This is a genomic window from Actinacidiphila guanduensis (assembly GCF_900103985.1).
Lineage (GTDB): Bacteria > Actinomycetota > Actinomycetes > Streptomycetales > Streptomycetaceae > Actinacidiphila > Actinacidiphila guanduensis.
Genome location: NZ_FNIE01000012.1, coordinates 32972 through 50088 on the forward strand (window position 1 = coordinate 32972; position 17117 = coordinate 50088).

A 17117-nucleotide genomic window follows, 5' to 3' on the forward strand; every position below is an offset into this window, starting at 1 on the left:
CGCCGGGTACTCAGGAGGCGCACCCCGTGGCGCTCCGGATGCGTACCGGGTGGGTAACGGTCCCGTACGTGAGCCTGTACCCCCTTGACGCACCGGGGGCGGATCGGGGTGGATTCGATTCCACAGGCGCTTCGTGCCGGGGTCCGGCGGTTCTTGTGGGGCAACCGGACCTGCGAGACAACACGCTCGCAGGGAACCGGGGCGCAACACAAGCCGAACCAGGCATACACATGGGATGACGAGGAGGCGACGCATGCGGCTTCTGCTCGTGGAGGACGACGACCGGGTCGCCGCAGCGCTGTCGGCCGTGCTCGGCAGGCACGGCTTCGACGTCCGGCACGCCCGCAACGGTGAGGAGACGCTGGAGGCGCTGCTGCCCGACGGCGGCCCGGAGTTCGACTGCGTGCTGCTCGACCTCGGGCTGCCCGACCAGGACGGTTTCGAGGTGTGCAGCCGTATCCGGCGCCGCAGCACCACCCCGGTGATCATGGTCACCGCCCGCGCCGACGTCCGCTCGCGCATCCACGGGCTCAACCTCGGCGCGGACGACTACGTGGTCAAGCCCTACGACATCGGCGAACTGCTCGCCCGCATCCACGCCGTCGGACGCCGCCCGCCGCTGCGGCCGGCCGCAGCCCAGGGCGCCCCCACACCGCCCCACGGCAGCCCCGTGGTCACCGACCTCGCCCCTGCCGAGGAGACCCGCCTGGTGCTCGGCCAAGTGGCCATCGAACTGTCCAGCAGACGCGTCAGCGTCGGCGGCGACCCGGTGGCCCTCACTCGCAAGGAGTTCGACCTGCTGGCACTGCTCGCCCAGCGCCCCGGCGTCGTCTTCCGCCGCGAGCAGATCATCAGCGAGGTGTGGCGGACCGCATGGGAGGGCACCGGGCGCACCCTTGAGGTGCACGTCGCCTCCCTGCGCTCCAAGCTGCGCATCCCGGCGATGATCGAGACGGTCCGGGGCGTCGGCTACCGCCTCGTCGTCCCCGCTGCCTGACCCGCGGAACCAGGGGACACCGACCGTGCGCTCACGACTCCTCCCGCTGCTGATCATGCTCATGGCCGGCGTGCTGCTCGCGCTCGGCTTCCCGCTGGCGGCCAGTCAGGCCGCCGCCCAGCAGCAGCGCGTCGTCGTGGACCGCATCGACGACACCACGCGCTTCGCGGCCGTCGCCCAGTTCGTCACCGCACGCGACGAGGAGTCGACCGTTTCCCCGGACGACGACGAGCGCCTGCACACCCTGCGCACCGAACTCGCCCGCTACGAGCAGCTGTACGGCATCAAGGCCGGCGTCTTCTACCGCGACCGCTCCGCCATGGCGGCCGCCCCCGACAACTGGCGCGTCCCCGCCAGTGGCGAGCTCTACGAGGCGTACGAGGCGGCGCTGCTCGGCCGCCGCGCCCACAATCCGCGGCAGGTGTGGCCCTGGCAGCACCGCATGCTCGCCATCGCCTCGCCCATCGTGCGCGACGGCGACGTGGTCGCGGTGGTGGTCACCGACTCCCCGACCGGCGCGCTGCGGGCCCGCATCCTGCACGGGTGGCTGCTGCTGATCGCCGGGGAGCTGGCCGCCATGGCGATCGCGGTGCTGCTGGCCGTCCGCCTGACCGCCTGGGTGCTGCTGCCGATCGAGACGCTGGACCGGGTCACCCACGACATCGCCACCGGGCGGATGAAGTCCCGGGTGGAGGGCTCGGGCGGCCCACCGGAACTGCGCCGCCTGGTGCGCTCGTTCAACGAGATGGCGGACAACGTGGAGGCCGTGCTGGAACAGCAGCGGGCCTTCGTCGCCGACGCCTCCCACCAGCTGCGCAACCCGCTGTCGGCCCTCCTGCTGCGCATCGAGCTCCTGGGACTCGAGCTGCCCGACGGCCACATGGAGGCGGAGTCGGTCAAGGAGGAGGGCAGACGGCTGGCCCAAGTGCTCGACGACCTGCTCGGCCTCGCGGTCGCCGAGAACTCCGGCCGCCATCTCGCCGTCACCGACATCGCCGCCCTGACGCGCGTTCGCGTCGACGCCTGGCGCCCGGTCGCGGACCGCGAGGGCGTCACCCTGGAGTTCGGGTCGCCGCCGCAGAAGGCGGTCGACGGGTGGGCGGACGGCGTCGCCCTGTCCAGCGCCCTGGACGCCGTGCTGGACAACGCGATCAAGTTCACGCCCCCGCAGGGGCGGGTCGCGGTAGGGATACGGGTGGAGGACGAACACGTCGCCATCCTGGTCGCGGACGGCGGGCCCGGTCTCACCGACGACGAACTGGGCCGTGTGGGCGACCGGTTCTGGCGCAGCGCACGCCACCAGAACGTCCACGGCTCAGGGCTCGGCCTGTCCATCGCGCGCGCCCTGCTCGGTCAAAGTGGTGGAGCGATCGGCTTCGCGCACGGCGACCCTGGCGGCCTGGAAGTGACGCTCACGGTGCCGCGTACGGCACCTGTGGGGGCGGGCTGAGCACTGGACATCGAGCAGCGGGCGCCGAGCACAAGGCGTCGGGCATCAGGCGGCGAGCGCAAGCACTTGAGCGCAAGCGCCTGAGCACCAGGACGCGCACCCTGGATGCTCGCCCAGTTCGCCTCCAGACAGGCGCGGTCAGGGCTTCACCGACCGGTAGTACCGCTCGGCACCCTCGTGCAGCGGCAGCGGATCGGTGAAGACAGCCGTGCGCAGGTCCACCAGCTGTGCCGCGTGCACGACCTTGCCAATCGAGTCCCGGCTGTCGATCACCGCCTTGGTCAGCCGCTGCACCAGGCCGGCGTTCGCATGGTCGGTGGTGACCAGCAGGTTCGCCACCGCGATCGTCGCTATGGCCTGCCCGTCCTGCACCTTGGGGTAGGCGTCGGCCGGCATCATCGCCTGGCGGTAGTACGCCATCTCCGGACCCATGGCGTGCAGCTTGGCCACCAGGTCGCCGAGCTGCACCAGGCGGATGCGGTCCACCGGCGCCGCCATGGCGGCGACCGCGGCAGTCGGCAGCCCGCCCGACCAGAAGAAGGCGTCGAGCTTGCCGTGCAGCAGCATCGAGGGCGCCTGGTCGATGCCGACCGGCACGGCGGTGATGTCCTTGTCGATGTCCAGGCCCGCCGCCGTCAGCAACCGCCTGGTGATCAGATTGACGCCCGAGCCGGCCTGCCCCACGCCGACCCGCAGCCCTCGCAGGTCCCGTGTGGACTGCACCCTGGAGTCGCGCGGGACGACGAGCTGCATGTAGTCGTCATAGAGGCGCGCACAGGCGCGCAGGTCGTTCTTGCCCGGACCGTGGTACGCCTCCACCGCGTCGGCGGCCGCGATGGTGAAGTCGGCCCGCCCCGAGACCACGTCCTCGATGTTCTCCACCGAGCCCGCGGTGTGCACCAGGCCGACCCGCACCCCTGGCAGCGCGGTGCGCAGGTCCGCCTTGAGCAGCACTCCGTACTTCTCGTAGACGCCGTTGGACACCCCGGTCGCCAGCGAGATCGGCGCCTTGGGGTACGAGGGCCCCTCCGAGGCCAGGAGCCACCACACCAGCAGCGCCAGCGCCGAGGCGGCGGCCAGCGCCCCCTGCAGCACCCGGCGGGCGGCCACCCGCCCGCGCAGCGGCGCGCCCAGCCGCCGTAGCCGTCCGCCGAGGTGGGAGAGGTCCATGCCCCGCGATCCTGCCAGCCGGGGCGGCGACACGGAAGGGCCGCCCGCACGACCGCCCGGGCAGACCCCTTAACCCCGTACGGCGATGTCCGGGGGAGCGCTTACCCTGGGGTGCATGACCGCGCAGGACACCGCTCTCCCACGGAGCTACGAAATCCGCACCTACGGGTGCCAGATGAACGTCCACGACTCCGAGCGGCTGGCCGGCCTGCTGGAGGGCGCGGGCTATGTGCGGGCCCCGGAGGGCTCCGACGAGGCGGACGTCGTCGTGTTCAACACCTGCGCGGTACGGGAGAACGCGGACAACCGGCTCTACGGCAACCTCGGCCGTCTCGTGCCGAAGAAGGCCGAGCGGCCGGGCATGCAGATCGCCGTGGGCGGGTGCCTGGCCCAGAAGGACCGCGACACCATCATCAAGCGCGCCCCATGGGTCGACGTCGTCTTCGGCACCCACAACATCGGCAGCCTGCCGGTCCTGCTGGAGCGGGCCCGTGTCGCCGACGAGGCGCAGGTCGAGATCGCGGAGTCGCTGGAGACCTTCCCCTCCACGCTCCCCTCACGCCGGGAGTCCGCCTACGCCGCGTGGGTCGCGATCTCGGTGGGCTGCAACAACACCTGCACGTTCTGCATCGTGCCCGCGCTGCGCGGCAAGGAGAAGGACCGGCGTCCCGGCGACGTGCTCGCCGAGGTCGAGGCCCTGGTCGCCGAGGGCGTCGTCGAGGTCACCCTGCTGGGCCAGAACGTGAACGCCTACGGCTCCGACATCGGCGACCGCGAGGCGTTCGGCAAGCTGCTGCGGGCCACCGGCGGCGTCGAGGGCCTGGAGCGGGTCCGCTTCACCTCGCCGCACCCGCGCGACTTCACCGACGACGTGATCGCCGCCATGGCCGAGACGCCCAACGTGATGCACCAGCTCCACATGCCGCTGCAGTCCGGCTCGGACCGGGTGCTGAAGGCGATGCGCCGCTCGTACCGGCAGGACCGCTACCTCGGCATCATCGAGAAGGTGCGGGCCGCGATGCCCGACGCCGCGATCACCACCGACATCATCGTGGGCTTCCCCGGCGAGACCGAGGAGGACTTCGAGCAGACCCTGCACGTGGTGCGCGAGGCGCGCTTCGCCCAGGCGTTCACCTTCCAGTACAGCAAGCGCCCCGGCACGCCGGCCGCCGAGATGGACGGCCAGATTCCCAAGGCCGTGGTCCAGGAGCGCTACGAGCGGCTGGTCGCCCTGCAGGAGGAGATCTCCTGGGAGGAGAACAGGAAGCAGGTCGGCCGCACCCTCGAGGTGCTGGTCGCCGAGGGCGAGGGCCGCAAGGACGACGCCACCAAGCGCCTGTCGGGCCGTGCGCCCGACAACCGGCTGGTGCACTTCGAGCGGCCCGCCGAGGAGGTGCGCCCCGGCGACATGGTGACGGTCGAGATCACCTACGGGGCCCCGCACCACCTGCTCGCCGAGAAGCCGCCGCTTGCCGTGCGCCGCACCCGCGCAGGGGACGCCTGGGAGCGGCGGAACAGCGCGCCGGCCAAGCCCGCGGGCGTCATGCTCGGCCTGCCGACCATCGGGGCGCCCGCCGTGCCGCAGACCCCTGTGGCCGCGGGTGGCTGCGCCCTGGACTGAGCCCCGCCGGTAGGGTTCCGATCATGCTCGTCGCTGCCGCCGTGTGCCCCTGCCCGCCGCTGCTCGTGCCCGAGGTCGCGGCCGGGGCCGCGCCGGAGCTGGACGACCTGCGGTCCGCCTGCGCGGATGTCGTGGGCGTGCTCGCGGCCGCCCGGCCGGACCGGCTGGTGGCCGTGGGGCCGTCCGAGACGGGCGGCTTGGTGGACATCCCCGCCGGGACGCGCGGGTCCTTCGCCGCCTTCGGAGTGCCGCTCGAGGTGCGGCTCGGCCAAGGGGATCCCGCCGCACCCCCGCAACTGCCGTCCTCGCTGGCGGTGGCTGCCTGGCTGCTGCGGGGCTGGAACGCGGCTCCCGTGACCGGGCTCGGCGTCGACGGCGGCCTTGCGGCCGAGCGCTGCACCGAGGCGGGGCGGGAGCTGGCGGCCTCGGGGGAGCGGGTCGTGCTGCTGGTGCTCGGCGACGGGAGCGCGTGCCGTACGGTCAAGGCGCCCGGCTATCTCGACGAGCGGGCCGAGCCCTATGACGCGGCCGTCGCCGACGCGCTGGCCGCGGCCGACGTGGACGCTCTGACCGCCCTTGATCCCGAGCTGGCCCGCGAACTCCTCGTGGCGGGGCGGGCGCCCTGGCAGGTGCTGGCCGGAGCGGCCCAGGGCGCCGGACTGGAGGGCGAGCTGCTGTACGACGCGGCGCCCTACGGTGTCGGCTACTTCGTCGCAGCCTGGACGTAGGGGCAGCCTGGACGCACAGGCAAAGCGCCGAGCCAGCGGACCCGCGGCTTCCCGCGAGGAGCCCCGCCGAGCAGCGGCGACGTCGAGCGCCGCAAGCGTTCGCACACCAGACATGGACGGACCGCGGATGGTGGAGGTCCGCGGCCGTCCGGTCCGTGGGAGGCCCGCACCCGGCCCGGGCCCGTCGGCCCCGGCCGGTCGGGCACGGGCGGTCAGGCGCCGGAGTCGCGACCCCGCTCGCCGTAGTCATGTGTGGCGTCCTTGGCCTTCTCCACACCGGAGTCGATCTGGCTGCTGTGCTTGCCGCCGGTCTTCTGGTCCACGGCGTGGCCGGCCTTGTCGTACGTCTGGTCGATCTTGTCGCCGTGCTCCCTGACCATGTCGTCGGCCTTGCCCTTCGACATGCCGAGCTTTTCCTTGAGCGTGTCCATGAGGCTCATCCGGGCACCCTTCCTGGGAATCCGTCGAAGCGGCGGGCGGGCGGCCGTTTGGCCGCCGACGTGCGCCGTCCCATCCACGTACCAAGGCGCAAAACACGCCAAGTGGGTGCATTCCGTCACCCACTGACGACCATACCCGTGCCGCCCGGATTTCGCGTCGGCAGCCGATCGGGCTTGTGGACAACCCGGCACCGGCCCCGTGGCCGCCCGCGCCGGCGACAGCTAGGGGAGGTCGGGCGGGACGGCGGCGGAGATCACCGGAAAGTGGCCGAGGGCCGGCGTCTGGGAGACTTGCAGGGTGAACAAGCGTGTCATCGCCGTCGTCGGTCCGACCGCGGCCGGCAAGTCCGACCTCGGCGTCGCCCTGGCCCGGGCGCTGGGCGGGGAGGTGGTCAACGCCGACTCGATGCAGCTCTACCGCGGCATGGACATCGGCACCGCCAAGCTCACCCCCGCCGAACGGCAGGGGGTGCCCCACCACCTCCTGGACGTCTGGGAGGTGACCGAGGCGGCGAGCGTGGCCGAGTACCAGCTGCTGGCCCGTGCGGAGATCGACCGGCTCCACGCCGAGGGCCGCGTTCCTGTCTTCGTCGGCGGCTCCGGCCTCTACGTGCGCGCCGCCATCGACGCCTTGCACTTCCCCGGCACGGACCCCGCCGTCCGCGCCCGGCTGGAGGAGGAGCTGGAGATGCGCGGCCCTGGCGCCCTGCACGCCAGGCTCGCGGCCGTGGACCCCAAGGCCGCCCAGGCGATCCTGCCCAGCAACGGCCGCCGCATCGTGCGGGCCCTCGAGGTCGTGGAGATCACCGGGCAGCCCTTCACCGCGGGGCTGCCGGGCCACGAGTCGATCTACGACACCGTGCAGATCGGCGTCGGCGTGCCCCGCCCCGAACTGGACGAGCGCATCACCGCCCGGGTGGACCGCATGTGGGAGGCCGGGCTCGTGGCTGAGGTGCGCGCCCTGGAGGCGGTCGGCCTGCGCGAGGGCCGCACCGCCTCACGGGCCCTCGGATACCAGCAGGTGCTCGCCTGGTTCGCCGGCGACAGCTCCGAGGAGCAGGCACGCGCGGAGACCGTACGGGCCACCAAGCGCTTCGCCCGGCGGCAGGAGTCCTGGTTCCGGCGCGACCCGCGGGTGCACTGGCTCACCGCCCGCGGAACGGAACTCACCGAGCAGGCGCTGGCGTTGGCCGAACAAGCTCCAAGAAGCGGTCACAGCCTGATCACGTGATGGCATCGGGACGTCCTGGTGTCCCGGGCGGGCCCTTTCACCGTGCCATCATCGTGCTTCGAGCTACGGTGTCGGACGCATGGGAGGGCGCGTGGCGATGGCAGCCGGCCCACGCGACACCCCATCGGGGCGCGACACATCGGCGGACCCTGGCACGTCCCAGGAGTCACACGACTCACACCCGCTACCCGATCCCCGCAATGGCGGGGACCCCTTCGACGGCCTCGACCCCCTCGATCCCGGGGAGCCGGCCGACCGGCTCGACCGTCTGGAGCGGCTGGAGCCCCTGGGCGTTCTGGACGACATCGACCCCCTGGAGGCGGGCGAGCCGCTGCCGGATCTCGAAGGGGCGGAGTCCTTCCGGGAGTTGCGGCCGCCGCGCAGGCTGAGGATCTGGCAGCTCGCGCCCATCGTCGTGCTGGCCGTCGGCGGCTCGCTGATGTTCGCCTTTCCGCTCGCCTTCGAGTCCGGCGACGCCGGGCCCGTCGTGGCCATGCTCGGCCTGCTGCTGTGCGGGTGCGCCGCCGGCTGGGGCCTGACGGCCGCCCGGCGGGTCGGCCAGACCTGGCCGGGACTGCCGGCCCGCGGCTCGGGCGGAAGGGCGGACTGGCGCTACGTCGCCGGGTACGCCGCCGTGATCGCCGTCCTGGCCGTCCTCGCCGTCTGGCGCGTCGCCCGGCTGCGCTGACACGCCCGGCCGCATTCCGCACCCCTTGTGCCATGCCCCGCCGGGCGGTCCGGTCCCGACCGGGCGCAGCGGCGCGGACCGCGTACGATCGGGAGGGTGACGCACCCGCACGCCGGCGCCCGGATCCCCTTCCTCAAGGGGCACGGCACCGAGAACGACTTCGTGATCGTCCCCGACCCGGACGGCCGCCTCGACCTGTCGGCTGCCGATGTGGCCCGGCTGTGCGACCGCCGCGCGGGCATCGGCGGCGACGGCCTGCTGCGCGTCGTCCGCAGCGCCGCCCATCCCGAGGGCGCCGCGCTCGCCGGCGAGGCCGAGTGGTTCATGGACTACCGCAACAGCGACGGCAGCATCGCCGAGATGTGCGGCAACGGCGTCCGGGTCTTCGCCCGCTACCTCCAGCGCGAGGGGCACATCGAGGCCGGCGACCTGGCCGTGGCCACCCGGGCCGGCATCCGGCACGTGCACCTCGCCAAGGACACCGAGGACGGCGGCCAGGGCGACATCACCGTGTCCATGGGCCGCGCGACCCTGCCGGGCGGCGACGTCAGCGTCGGCGTGGACGGGCGCACCTGGCCCGCCATCAACGTCGGCATGGGCAACCCGCACGCCGTCGCCTTCGTCACCGACCTGGACGAGGCGGGTGACCTGCTGCACGCCCCCGCCGTGGCCCCGGCCGGCGCCTACCCCGCCGGGACCAACGTCGAGTTCGTCGTCGACCGCGCGCCCGGCCATGTGGCCATGCGCGTCCACGAGCGCGGCTCGGGCGAGACCCGCTCCTGCGGCACCGGTGCCTGCGCCGTGATGGTCGCCACCGCCCGGCGCGACGGGCTGGACCCGCTGCGCACCGGAGCGGCGGCCACCTACACCGTGGACGTCCCCGGCGGCCGGCTCGTGATCACCGAACGCGCAGACGGCGAGGTCGAGATGACCGGTCCCGCCGTGATCCTCGCCGAGGGCACCATCGACCCGGCCTGGCTGTGGGGACCCACCCACTGAACCGCCGCCGGCCCGCACCAGCAGAACCGGACGTATCCGGTCACCCCACCCGTACACCTTCCCTCGAACGGGTGATGGGGATCACTCTCGGCGAGAGCGTGACAGCCGCACGTGGTGGGCTCGGTAGCATCAATCACCGGCGCGGCTCCACGGGGCGTGGTGAGCGTCCGCAGCCGGTCCACGCTGCCGGGAGGCCCCGATGAGCGCAGAGAACGCCTTCGACGCGGACAACGCCGTCGACATCGTCCGGCGCGGCCTGCGGCGGATCGACCTGCGCCGCGTCGACCTGCGCAGGCTGGGACGCGTGGCCCTGCTCGGTGGCTCCGGGCGCGGCCGGCTGCCGGACGCGATCGAGCACCTCATCAAGGCCCACCGCGCCCACTACCCCGAGGCGGGCCCGGAAGCAGTCGAGACCCTGCGGCGCGCCTACGTCCTGGCCGAGTCCTCGCACCGCGGACAGACCCGCAAGAGCGGCGAGCCCTACATCACCCACCCGCTCGCCGTCACCTTGATCCTCGCCGAACTCGGGGCCGAGACCACCACGCTGACCGCATCGCTCCTCCACGACACCGTGGAGGACACCGAGGTGACGCTCGATCAGGTCGGGGTGGCCTTCGGCGAGGAGGTGCGCTTCCTCGTGGACGGTGTGACCAAGCTGGAGAAGGTCGACTACGGCGCCGCCGCCGAACCCGAGACCTTCCGCAAGATGCTCCTGGCCACCGGCAACGACGTGCGGGTCATGTCGATCAAACTCGCCGACCGCCTCCACAACATGCGCACCCTGGGCGTCATGCGGCCCGACAAGCAGGCCCGCATCGCCAGGGTGACGCGCGACGTGCTCATCCCGCTCGCCGAGCGGCTGGGGGTCCAGGCACTCAAGAGCGAGCTGGAGGACCTGGTCTTCGCGGTCCTGCACCCCGAGGAGTACGCCCGGGCCCGCGCGATGATCGACGCGGCCGCCGCCCGCCCCGACCCCCTCGCCGTCGTCGCCGAGGACCTGCGCGGCGTGCTGCGCGACGCCGGCATCGCCGCCGAGGTGAGCATCCGGCCGCGGCACGTGGTCTCCGTGCACCGCCTGATGCGCAAACGCGGGGTCGAGGAGCTGGGCGGCTGCGACTTCGGGCGGCTGCTGGTGGTCGTGGAGGAGAACGCCGACTGCTACGCCGCGCTCGGCGAGCTGCACACCTGCTTCACCCCGGTGATCGCCGAGTTCAAGGACTTCATCGCCGCGCCGAAGTTCAACCTGTACCAGTCGCTCCACACCGCCGTCGCGGACCGGCACGGCCGGATCGCCGAAGTCCTCGTCCGCACCCGGCGGATGCACCGCGTCGCCGAGGCGGGCGTCGTCGCGCTCGGCGACCCGCACGCCGCCGTGGAACCGCCCCAGGGCGCTGATGCCGACGCCCCCTCCGGCGAGGGCTGGGCGGGACCGGACCCGACCCAGCCCGGCTGGCTCGCCCGCCTGCTGGAGTGGCAGCGGGCCGTCCCCGACGCGGACACCTTCTGGTCGGCCCTGCGCGACGACCTCGCCCAGGACCGCGAGATCACCGTCTTCACCGCTCAAGGTGCCGAGGCCACCGGCACCTTCCGGCTGCCCGCGGGCGCCAGCTGCGTGGACGCCGCCTACGCCGTGCACGGCGCGGGCGGCCACGCCTGCGTCGGCGTCCGCGTCAACGGCCGACTGGCGCCGCTGGGGACCCGCCTGCGCGACGGCGACACCGTCCAGCTGCTGATGGACGACAGCGACACCTCGGGCCCCGACCCCGAATGGCTGGAGCACGCCACCACTCCGGCCGCCCGTATCGCCATCGGCCGCTGGCTCAACCAGCACCCCGGCCTCCCCGGGGAGGAGCAGCCCGCCAAGGCCCCCGCCGCCCGACCGGCGGCCCTGGAAAGCGGCGTGCCGCACGCCGAGCCGGTGGCCGTCGCCGACCTTCCCGGCGCCTCCGTCCGGCTGGCCCGGTGCTGTACGCCGGTGCCGCCCGACCACCTCATCGGGTTCGCGATCCGCGGCGGCACCGTGGCCGTGCACCGGGCCGAGTGTCCCAGCGGCGCCCGCATGGCGGCCGACGGCCGCACCGCCGTGCCCGTCCGGTGGCGCGACGCCCCCAGCGAGGGGGCCTCCTACCGCGCGACCGTCCTCGCCGAGGCCCTCAGCCGCCCCAGGCTGCTGGCCGATCTCACCGAGGTGATCGCCTCCCAGGGCGTCGGCATCGTCTCCGCCGCAGTGGAGCCGCCCCAGGAGCACCGGGTCCGCCATACCTACACTGTGGAGTTGTCCGACCAGCAGGCGCTCACGGCGCTGATGAGGGCGATGCGGTCCGTCCCCGGCGTCTACGACGTCTACCGCGCGCACCTGACCACCGCAGCCGTCCAGGACTGATCACACTCCTGCAACGGACGGTGACCGTACGTAGTTCCCGGTCGGGCAAAGAACATCGCCCGCGGTGAAACCCGCGTGACCGCACCGCGCCGGCGTGCGACCATCGACAGTGGTGGCGCCACCACGGCGCCCGAACGTCGACCGTACGACCGAAGGAACAGATGACCTCCAACGCTTCCTCCTCTTCCCCGCACGACCGGCAGCGCCTTCCCGAGCACCTTCGGGCCGAAGCCCTGATGGAAGAGGACGCGGCCTTGGGCCTGGACACCGACGGCGACTGGGACGGCGACCAGCTGGACCGCTCCGACCGCGCCTCCCTGCGCCGGGTCGCGGGCCTGTCCACCGAACTGGAGGACGTCACCGAGGTCGAGTACCGGCAGCTCCGCCTGGAGCGCGTGGTACTGGTCGGTGTGTGGACCTCCGGCACGGTGGACGACGCCGAGCAGTCACTGGCCGAGCTCGCCGCACTCGCCGAGACGGCAGGGGCCCTCGTGCTCGACGGCGTGATCCAGCGCCGCGACAAGCCCGACCCGGCCACCTACATCGGCTCCGGCAAGGCGCAGGAGCTGCGCGACATCGTCGTGGAGACCGGCGCCGACACCGTGGTGTGCGACGGCGAGCTCAGCCCCGGCCAGCTCATCCACCTCGAGGACGTCGTCAAGGTCAAGGTGGTCGACCGCACCGCGCTGATCCTCGACATCTTCGCCCAGCACGCCAAGTCCCGCGAGGGCAAGGCGCAGGTGTCGCTCGCGCAGATGCAGTACATGCTGCCCAGGCTGCGCGGCTGGGGCCAGTCGCTCTCCCGCCAGATGGGCGGTGGCGGCTCCGGTTCCTCCGGCGGCGGCATGGCGACCCGCGGTCCCGGTGAGACCAAGATCGAGACCGACCGGCGCCGCATCCGCGAGAAGATGGCCAAGATGCGCCGCGAGATCGCGGAGATGAAGACCAGCCGCGACCTCAAGCGCCAGGAGCGCAAGCGCCACAAGGTGCCCTCGGTGGCCATCGCCGGCTACACCAACGCGGGCAAGTCCTCGCTGCTCAACCGGCTGACCGGCGCCGGCGTCCTGGTGGAGAACGCGCTGTTCGCCACCCTGGACCCCACCGTGCGGCGGGCCGAGACGCCCAGCGGCCGCGTCTACACCCTCGCCGACACCGTCGGATTCGTGCGGCACCTGCCGCACCACCTGGTCGAGGCGTTCCGCTCCACCATGGAGGAGGTCGGCGAGGCCGACCTGATCCTGCACGTGGTCGACGGCTCGCACCCGGTGCCCGAGGAGCAACTCGCCGCGGTCCGCGAGGTGTTCCGCGACGTCGGCGCACACGACGTGCCGGAGATCGTCGTCGTCAACAAGGCGGACGCCGCCGACCCGCTGGTCCTGCAGCGGCTGCTGCGCGAGGAGAAGCACGCGATCGCCGTGTCCGCCCGCAGCGGCCTGGGCATCGACAAGCTGCTCGCGCTGATCGACGACACGCTGCCGCGCCCTGACGTGGAGGTGGAGGCCCTGGTGCCCTACACCCATGGGGCGCTGGTCTCGCGCGTGCACGCGAGCGGCGAGGTGCTCTCCGAGGAGCACACCGGCGAGGGCACCCTGCTCCGCGTCCGGGTGCACGAGGAACTGGCTGCCGAACTGGCGCCGTTCACCCTGGCCGCGCGACACTGACCGTCCGGCACCGACGAATGTAAGGGCCGCCTCCCCTTGGAGGCGGCCCTTACGCGTTGCACGCTCTGATCTCCTTGTCGGCCTCGCCGCACCTCGCCCGGGCGACCTCGGGCCTCACCGAGCCGTACACCTCTCCCGGTTCGTGGTGCCTCGATCGCCGTGGTGCCCTGCCGCGCCCCGGGGCCGGATGCCCTTCCGCGCTGCCGGAGGGAGGACCGGCGCGGGCCGCCGGCCGGGTCCGTCCGGAAAGTTCTGTCGACCGCCCGTGATCGCTTCGTCACCGCGTCGTTAGTACGGACGGGGGACAACCGTCCCGAAGCCGACCAGGAGGAGAGGGTACGTGGCGGTCACTTCGAGCGTGCCGGGACAATTGGCGCCGATCGACGGCGACATCACCGGCGCCGAGGCGATCCTGCGCCGCCAGGCGCAGCGCGAGTCGTCCGCGCGCACCTACGCCCGGTCGCTGCCGGTGGTCCCGGTCCGGGCCCGCGGCATGACGGTAGAGGGCGCCGACGGGCGGCGCTACCTGGACTGCCTGTCGGGCGCCGGCACCCTCGCCCTCGGCCACAACCACCCCGTCGTCCTGGAGGCGATCCGGCGCGTCCTGGACTCCGGCGCCCCCCTGCACGTCCTGGACCTCGCCACCCCGGTCAAGGACGACTTCACCACCGCCCTGTTCGAGACGCTTCCCGCGCCCCTGGCCGAGCACGGCCGCGTGCAGTTCTGCGGCCCCGCCGGCACCGACGCCGTCGAGGCCGCGATCAAGCTCACGCGCACCGCCACCGGCCGGGCCGGACTGCTGGCCTTCTCCGGGGCCTACCACGGCATGACGTCCGCCGCCCTGGCGGCCACCGGCGACACCGACGCGCGCGCGGCCATGGCGGCGGACACACGCGTCACCAGGCTCCCGTTCCCCTACGACTACCGCTGCCCCTTCGGCACCGGTGGCGACCGCGGCGCCGAACTGTCCGCGCGGCTGACCGCGAACCTGCTGGACGATCCCAAGGGCGGCGTGCAGCGGCCCGCCGCCATGCTGCTCGAACCCGTCCAAGGGGAAGGCGGCGTGATCCCCGCGCCCGACGAGTGGCTGCGCAGGATGCGGGAGATCACCCGGGCCCGCGGCATCCCGCTGATCGCCGACGAGGTGCAGACCGGCGTCGGCCGCACCGGCACCTTCTGGGCCGTCGAGCGCAGCGGCGTCGTGCCCGACGTCATGGTGCTCTCCAAAGCGGTCGGCGGCAGCCTCCCGCTCGCGGTGATCGTCTACCGCGAGGAACTCGACACCTGGCACCCGGGAGCCCACGCGGGCACCTTCCGCGGCAATCAGCTCGCCATGGCCGCCGGCGCCGCCACCATCCGCTTCGTCCGGCAGAACGCGCTGCACGAGCGGGCCGAGGCCGTCGGCGCCCACATGCTGTCCCGGCTGCGCGGCCTGGCCGCCCACCATGCCTGCATCGGCGATGTGCGCGGCCGCGGACTGATGATCGGCGTCGAACTGGTCGATACCGCGGCGCAGCCCGACGACTACGGCGCCCTGCCCGCCGCGTCGGCGCTGGCCGCGCGCGTCCAGCAGGAGGCGCTGCGGCGCGGCCTGATCGTGGAGCTCGGCGGCAGGCACTCCGCCGTCATCCGGCTGCTGCCCCCGCTCACGATCACCGACGAGCAGGCCGAGGCCGTACTGGACCGCCTCGCCGACGCCCTGCAGGCCGCCCAGGGCGCCGCGCAGCCCGCTGTCGGCGCCTCCCGCCCGTAAGCGCCCGCACGCCGCACCCGCACCCGCACCGCCGTACCCGACAAGTGAGGCCCCTGGCATGACCGCACGCGTGGACCCCACCGACAGCCGCTACGACGCCCAGACCACCGTGCCGCCCCAGCGCGTGCACGCGGCTCTGTTCGCCCCGGCGGCCGCCCCGCAGGCCCGCGAGGAGCCCTACGCCGCCGCCGACGGCGCAGGCGCGGAGGCACTGCTGCGCTGCTGGGCGCGCGAGAAGGGCCTGGACCGGCCCGCCGACGGGCTGCTGCGCCTGCCGCTGCCGGCCACCGGCGCCGAGGTGCAGGTACCGGTCCACCACTGGTCCCCGACCGGCCATCACCGCTTCGGACCGCCGCGCATCGGCGCCGCGGGGCACCAGGAGGTCACCGCCGTGCAGCTGGCCGCGCTGCTGGCCCGTGAGAGCGGCGCCGACGCGCTGGAGGGCGCCGACCTGGTCGCAAGGGTGGCGGACTCTGTGCTGCGGACCTCCGCCTTCCTCGCCGACCGCAGGCAGCGGCCCGGCAGCATGGAGCCCGAGGACCCCTTCCTGGACTCCGAGCAGGCGCTCATCCTCGGCCACCCCATGCACCCGACGCCCAAGAGCCGCGACGGGCTCGGCGACGGGGAGTCGGCCGCCTACTCGCCCGAACTGCGGGGCAGCTTCGCGCTGCATTGGGTCGCCGTGGACCGCTCGCTGCTGGCCACCGACTCGGCCTGGACCGAGAAGGGCCGGCCCGTCGCGGCCGCCGACCTGCTCACGGCCATGGCCGGCAGCAGCCTGCGCCTGCCGCCGAACACCGCGCCCCTGCCGCTGCACCCCTGGCAGGCCCGCGACATCCGGTACCGACCCGCCATCCGCGAGCTCTTCGACGCCGGCCTGCTGCACGACCTCGGCCCCATGGGCGGCCGCTGGCACCCCACCTCCTCGGTGCGCACCGTCTACCGGCCGGGCGCCCCGGCCATGCTCAAGCTCTCGCTGGGCTTGCGGATCACCAACTCCCGCCGGGAGAACCTGCGCAAGGAACTGCTGCGCGGCACCGAGGTGCACCGGCTGCTGCGCGCCGGGCTCGCGACCCGCTGGCAGGCCGCCCACCCCGGCTTCGACATCGTCCGCGACCCGGCCTGGCTCGGGGTCGACGATCCCGCCGGCGTCCCCCTGCCCGGTCTGGACGTCGGCCTGCGGCACAGCCCCTTCGGCGCCGGGGAGGAGGCGCACTGCCTCGCCGGACTGACCGCGCCCCGCCCGTGGCCCGGCCGGGCCGCCCATGAGCTGCACTCCAAGCTCTCGGTCCTGGTCGGCCGCCTTGCCGCGCGGACCGGGCGCCCTGGCGGGGCGGTGGCCGCCGAGTGGTTCCTGCGCTACCTGGACGCGGTGGTGCGGCCGGTGCTGTGGCTGGACGGCGAGGCGGGCATCGCCCTTGAGGCCCACCAGCAGAACACCCTGGTGCTCCTCGACCAGGACGGCTGGCCCCGCGGCGGGCGCTACCGCGACAACCAGGGGTACTACTTCCGCGAGTCCCACCGGGCCGAGCTGGAGCGGCAGCTGCCCGGCATCGGGGCGGCCAGCGACACCTTCGTCGCCGACGAGACGGCCGACGAGCGCTTCGCGTACTACCTGGGCATCAACAACGTCCTCGGCCTGGTCGGTGCCTTCGGGGCGCAGCGGCTCGCCGACGAGGAGCTGCTGCTGGCCGCCTTCCGCCGTTTCCTGACCGCGGTGCGCGGCGCGAGCAGCCTGCCCGAGCTGCTGCTGGACAGCAGTCACCTGCGCTGCAAGGCCAACCTGCTGACGCGCCTGCAGGGCATGGACGAGCTGGTGGGTCCGGTCGATACGCAGTCCGTCTACGTCACCCTGCCCAACCCGCTGGCCCGTTAGACGACCGCAGACAGCCTGCGGGAGCATGCCCCCCACCCCCGGTCCGGAAAGACCGCGCCAGGCCGTCCGACGGGCTCCTGAGGCCCGCTGAGGCACCGTCGGACGGCCGGCACAGGAAGG

At 73.4% G+C, this 17117-nt stretch carries 13 protein-coding genes; 11 read left to right on the forward strand and 2 right to left on the reverse strand.

Going from position 1 to position 17117, the window contains the following annotated elements; translation table 11 throughout:
• Positions 1-253 precede the first annotated feature (253 nt).
• Positions 254-997 carry a response regulator transcription factor gene (locus BLR33_RS24965; RefSeq protein WP_093786851.1) on the forward strand — a complete coding sequence of 248 codons (744 nt, stop codon included), beginning with the start codon at positions 254-256 and terminating at the stop codon, positions 995-997.
• A 25-nt stretch (positions 998-1022) separates the two neighbouring features.
• Entirely contained in the window at positions 1023-2447 is a 1425-nt protein-coding gene (locus tag BLR33_RS24970) for a sensor histidine kinase (RefSeq protein WP_093786852.1), read from the forward strand.
• A 138-nt stretch (positions 2448-2585) separates the two neighbouring features.
• On the opposite strand, the gene BLR33_RS24975 is transcribed toward BLR33_RS24970, so the two are convergent.
• Positions 2586-3617, reverse strand: coding sequence for a TAXI family TRAP transporter solute-binding subunit (locus BLR33_RS24975; protein ID WP_093786853.1), 1032 nt, complete (start codon positions 3615-3617; stop codon positions 2586-2588).
• Between the two features lie 115 nt (positions 3618-3732).
• Between BLR33_RS24975 and miaB the strand changes: the two genes are divergently transcribed.
• Together miaB and BLR33_RS24985 are read left to right on the forward strand one after the other, a co-directional pair.
• On the forward strand, positions 3733-5238 hold the full coding sequence (gene miaB / locus BLR33_RS24980; protein ID WP_093786854.1) for a tRNA (N6-isopentenyl adenosine(37)-C2)-methylthiotransferase MiaB: 1506 nt from the start codon (positions 3733-3735) through the stop codon (positions 5236-5238).
• 23 nt (positions 5239-5261) lie between these two features.
• Entirely contained in the window at positions 5262-5966 is a 705-nt protein-coding gene (locus BLR33_RS24985; RefSeq protein ID WP_093786855.1) for a class III extradiol dioxygenase subunit B-like domain-containing protein, read from the forward strand.
• Between the two features lie 212 nt (positions 5967-6178).
• Here BLR33_RS24985 and BLR33_RS24990 read toward each other — a convergent pair whose 3' ends face one another.
• Positions 6179-6406: an antitoxin gene (locus BLR33_RS24990; protein WP_093786856.1), complete on the reverse strand. Its 228-nt coding sequence runs from the start codon at positions 6404-6406 to the stop codon at positions 6179-6181.
• Positions 6407-6704: 298 nt separating this feature from the next.
• Here BLR33_RS24990 and miaA point away from each other — a divergent pair, with 298 nt between their 5' ends.
• The 7 genes from miaA (at position 6705) to BLR33_RS25025 (ending at position 16997) form a co-directional block, all read left to right on the forward strand.
• Complete coding sequence (gene miaA, locus BLR33_RS24995) at positions 6705-7637, forward strand: tRNA (adenosine(37)-N6)-dimethylallyltransferase MiaA (protein ID WP_093786857.1); 933 nt, start codon at positions 6705-6707, stop codon at positions 7635-7637.
• 91 nt (positions 7638-7728) lie between these two features.
• On the forward strand, positions 7729-8325 hold the full coding sequence (locus tag BLR33_RS25000; RefSeq protein ID WP_407639721.1) for a hypothetical protein: 597 nt from the start codon (positions 7729-7731) through the stop codon (positions 8323-8325).
• Positions 8326-8421: 96 nt separating this feature from the next.
• Positions 8422-9324, forward strand: a complete 903-nt coding sequence (dapF, locus tag BLR33_RS25005; protein ID WP_093786859.1) for a diaminopimelate epimerase — start codon at positions 8422-8424, stop codon at positions 9322-9324.
• A 199-nt stretch (positions 9325-9523) separates the two neighbouring features.
• Positions 9524-11707, forward strand: coding sequence for a RelA/SpoT family protein (locus BLR33_RS25010; RefSeq protein ID WP_093786860.1), 2184 nt, complete (start codon positions 9524-9526; stop codon positions 11705-11707).
• Between the two features lie 161 nt (positions 11708-11868).
• Positions 11869-13368: a GTPase HflX gene (gene hflX, locus BLR33_RS25015; protein ID WP_093786861.1), complete on the forward strand. Its 1500-nt coding sequence runs from the start codon at positions 11869-11871 to the stop codon at positions 13366-13368.
• A gap of 340 nt (positions 13369-13708) precedes the next feature.
• Positions 13709-15121: a diaminobutyrate--2-oxoglutarate transaminase family protein gene (locus BLR33_RS25020; protein ID WP_407639722.1), complete on the forward strand. Its 1413-nt coding sequence runs from the start codon at positions 13709-13711 to the stop codon at positions 15119-15121.
• A gap of 58 nt (positions 15122-15179) precedes the next feature.
• Positions 15180-16997 carry an IucA/IucC family protein gene (locus tag BLR33_RS25025; RefSeq protein WP_093786862.1) on the forward strand — a complete coding sequence of 606 codons (1818 nt, stop codon included), beginning with the start codon at positions 15180-15182 and terminating at the stop codon, positions 16995-16997.
• Positions 16998-17117 lie beyond the last annotated feature (120 nt).

Coding starts and splice junctions, on each gene's coding strand:
- BLR33_RS25025 (WP_093786862.1), top strand. CDS start 15,180: ATGACCGCACGCGTGGACCCCACCGACAGCCGCTACGACGCCCAGACC.
- hflX (WP_093786861.1), top strand. CDS start 11,869: ATGACCTCCAACGCTTCCTCCTCTTCCCCGCACGACCGGCAGCGCCTT.
- BLR33_RS25010 (WP_093786860.1), top strand. CDS start 9,524: ATGAGCGCAGAGAACGCCTTCGACGCGGACAACGCCGTCGACATCGTC.
- BLR33_RS24985 (WP_093786855.1), top strand. CDS start 5,262: ATGCTCGTCGCTGCCGCCGTGTGCCCCTGCCCGCCGCTGCTCGTGCCC.
- miaB (WP_093786854.1), top strand. CDS start 3,733: ATGACCGCGCAGGACACCGCTCTCCCACGGAGCTACGAAATCCGCACC.
- BLR33_RS24990 (WP_093786856.1), bottom strand. CDS start 6,406: ATGAGCCTCATGGACACGCTCAAGGAAAAGCTCGGCATGTCGAAGGGC.
- BLR33_RS24975 (WP_093786853.1), bottom strand. CDS start 3,617: ATGGACCTCTCCCACCTCGGCGGACGGCTACGGCGGCTGGGCGCGCCG.
- BLR33_RS24965 (WP_093786851.1), top strand. CDS start 254: ATGCGGCTTCTGCTCGTGGAGGACGACGACCGGGTCGCCGCAGCGCTG.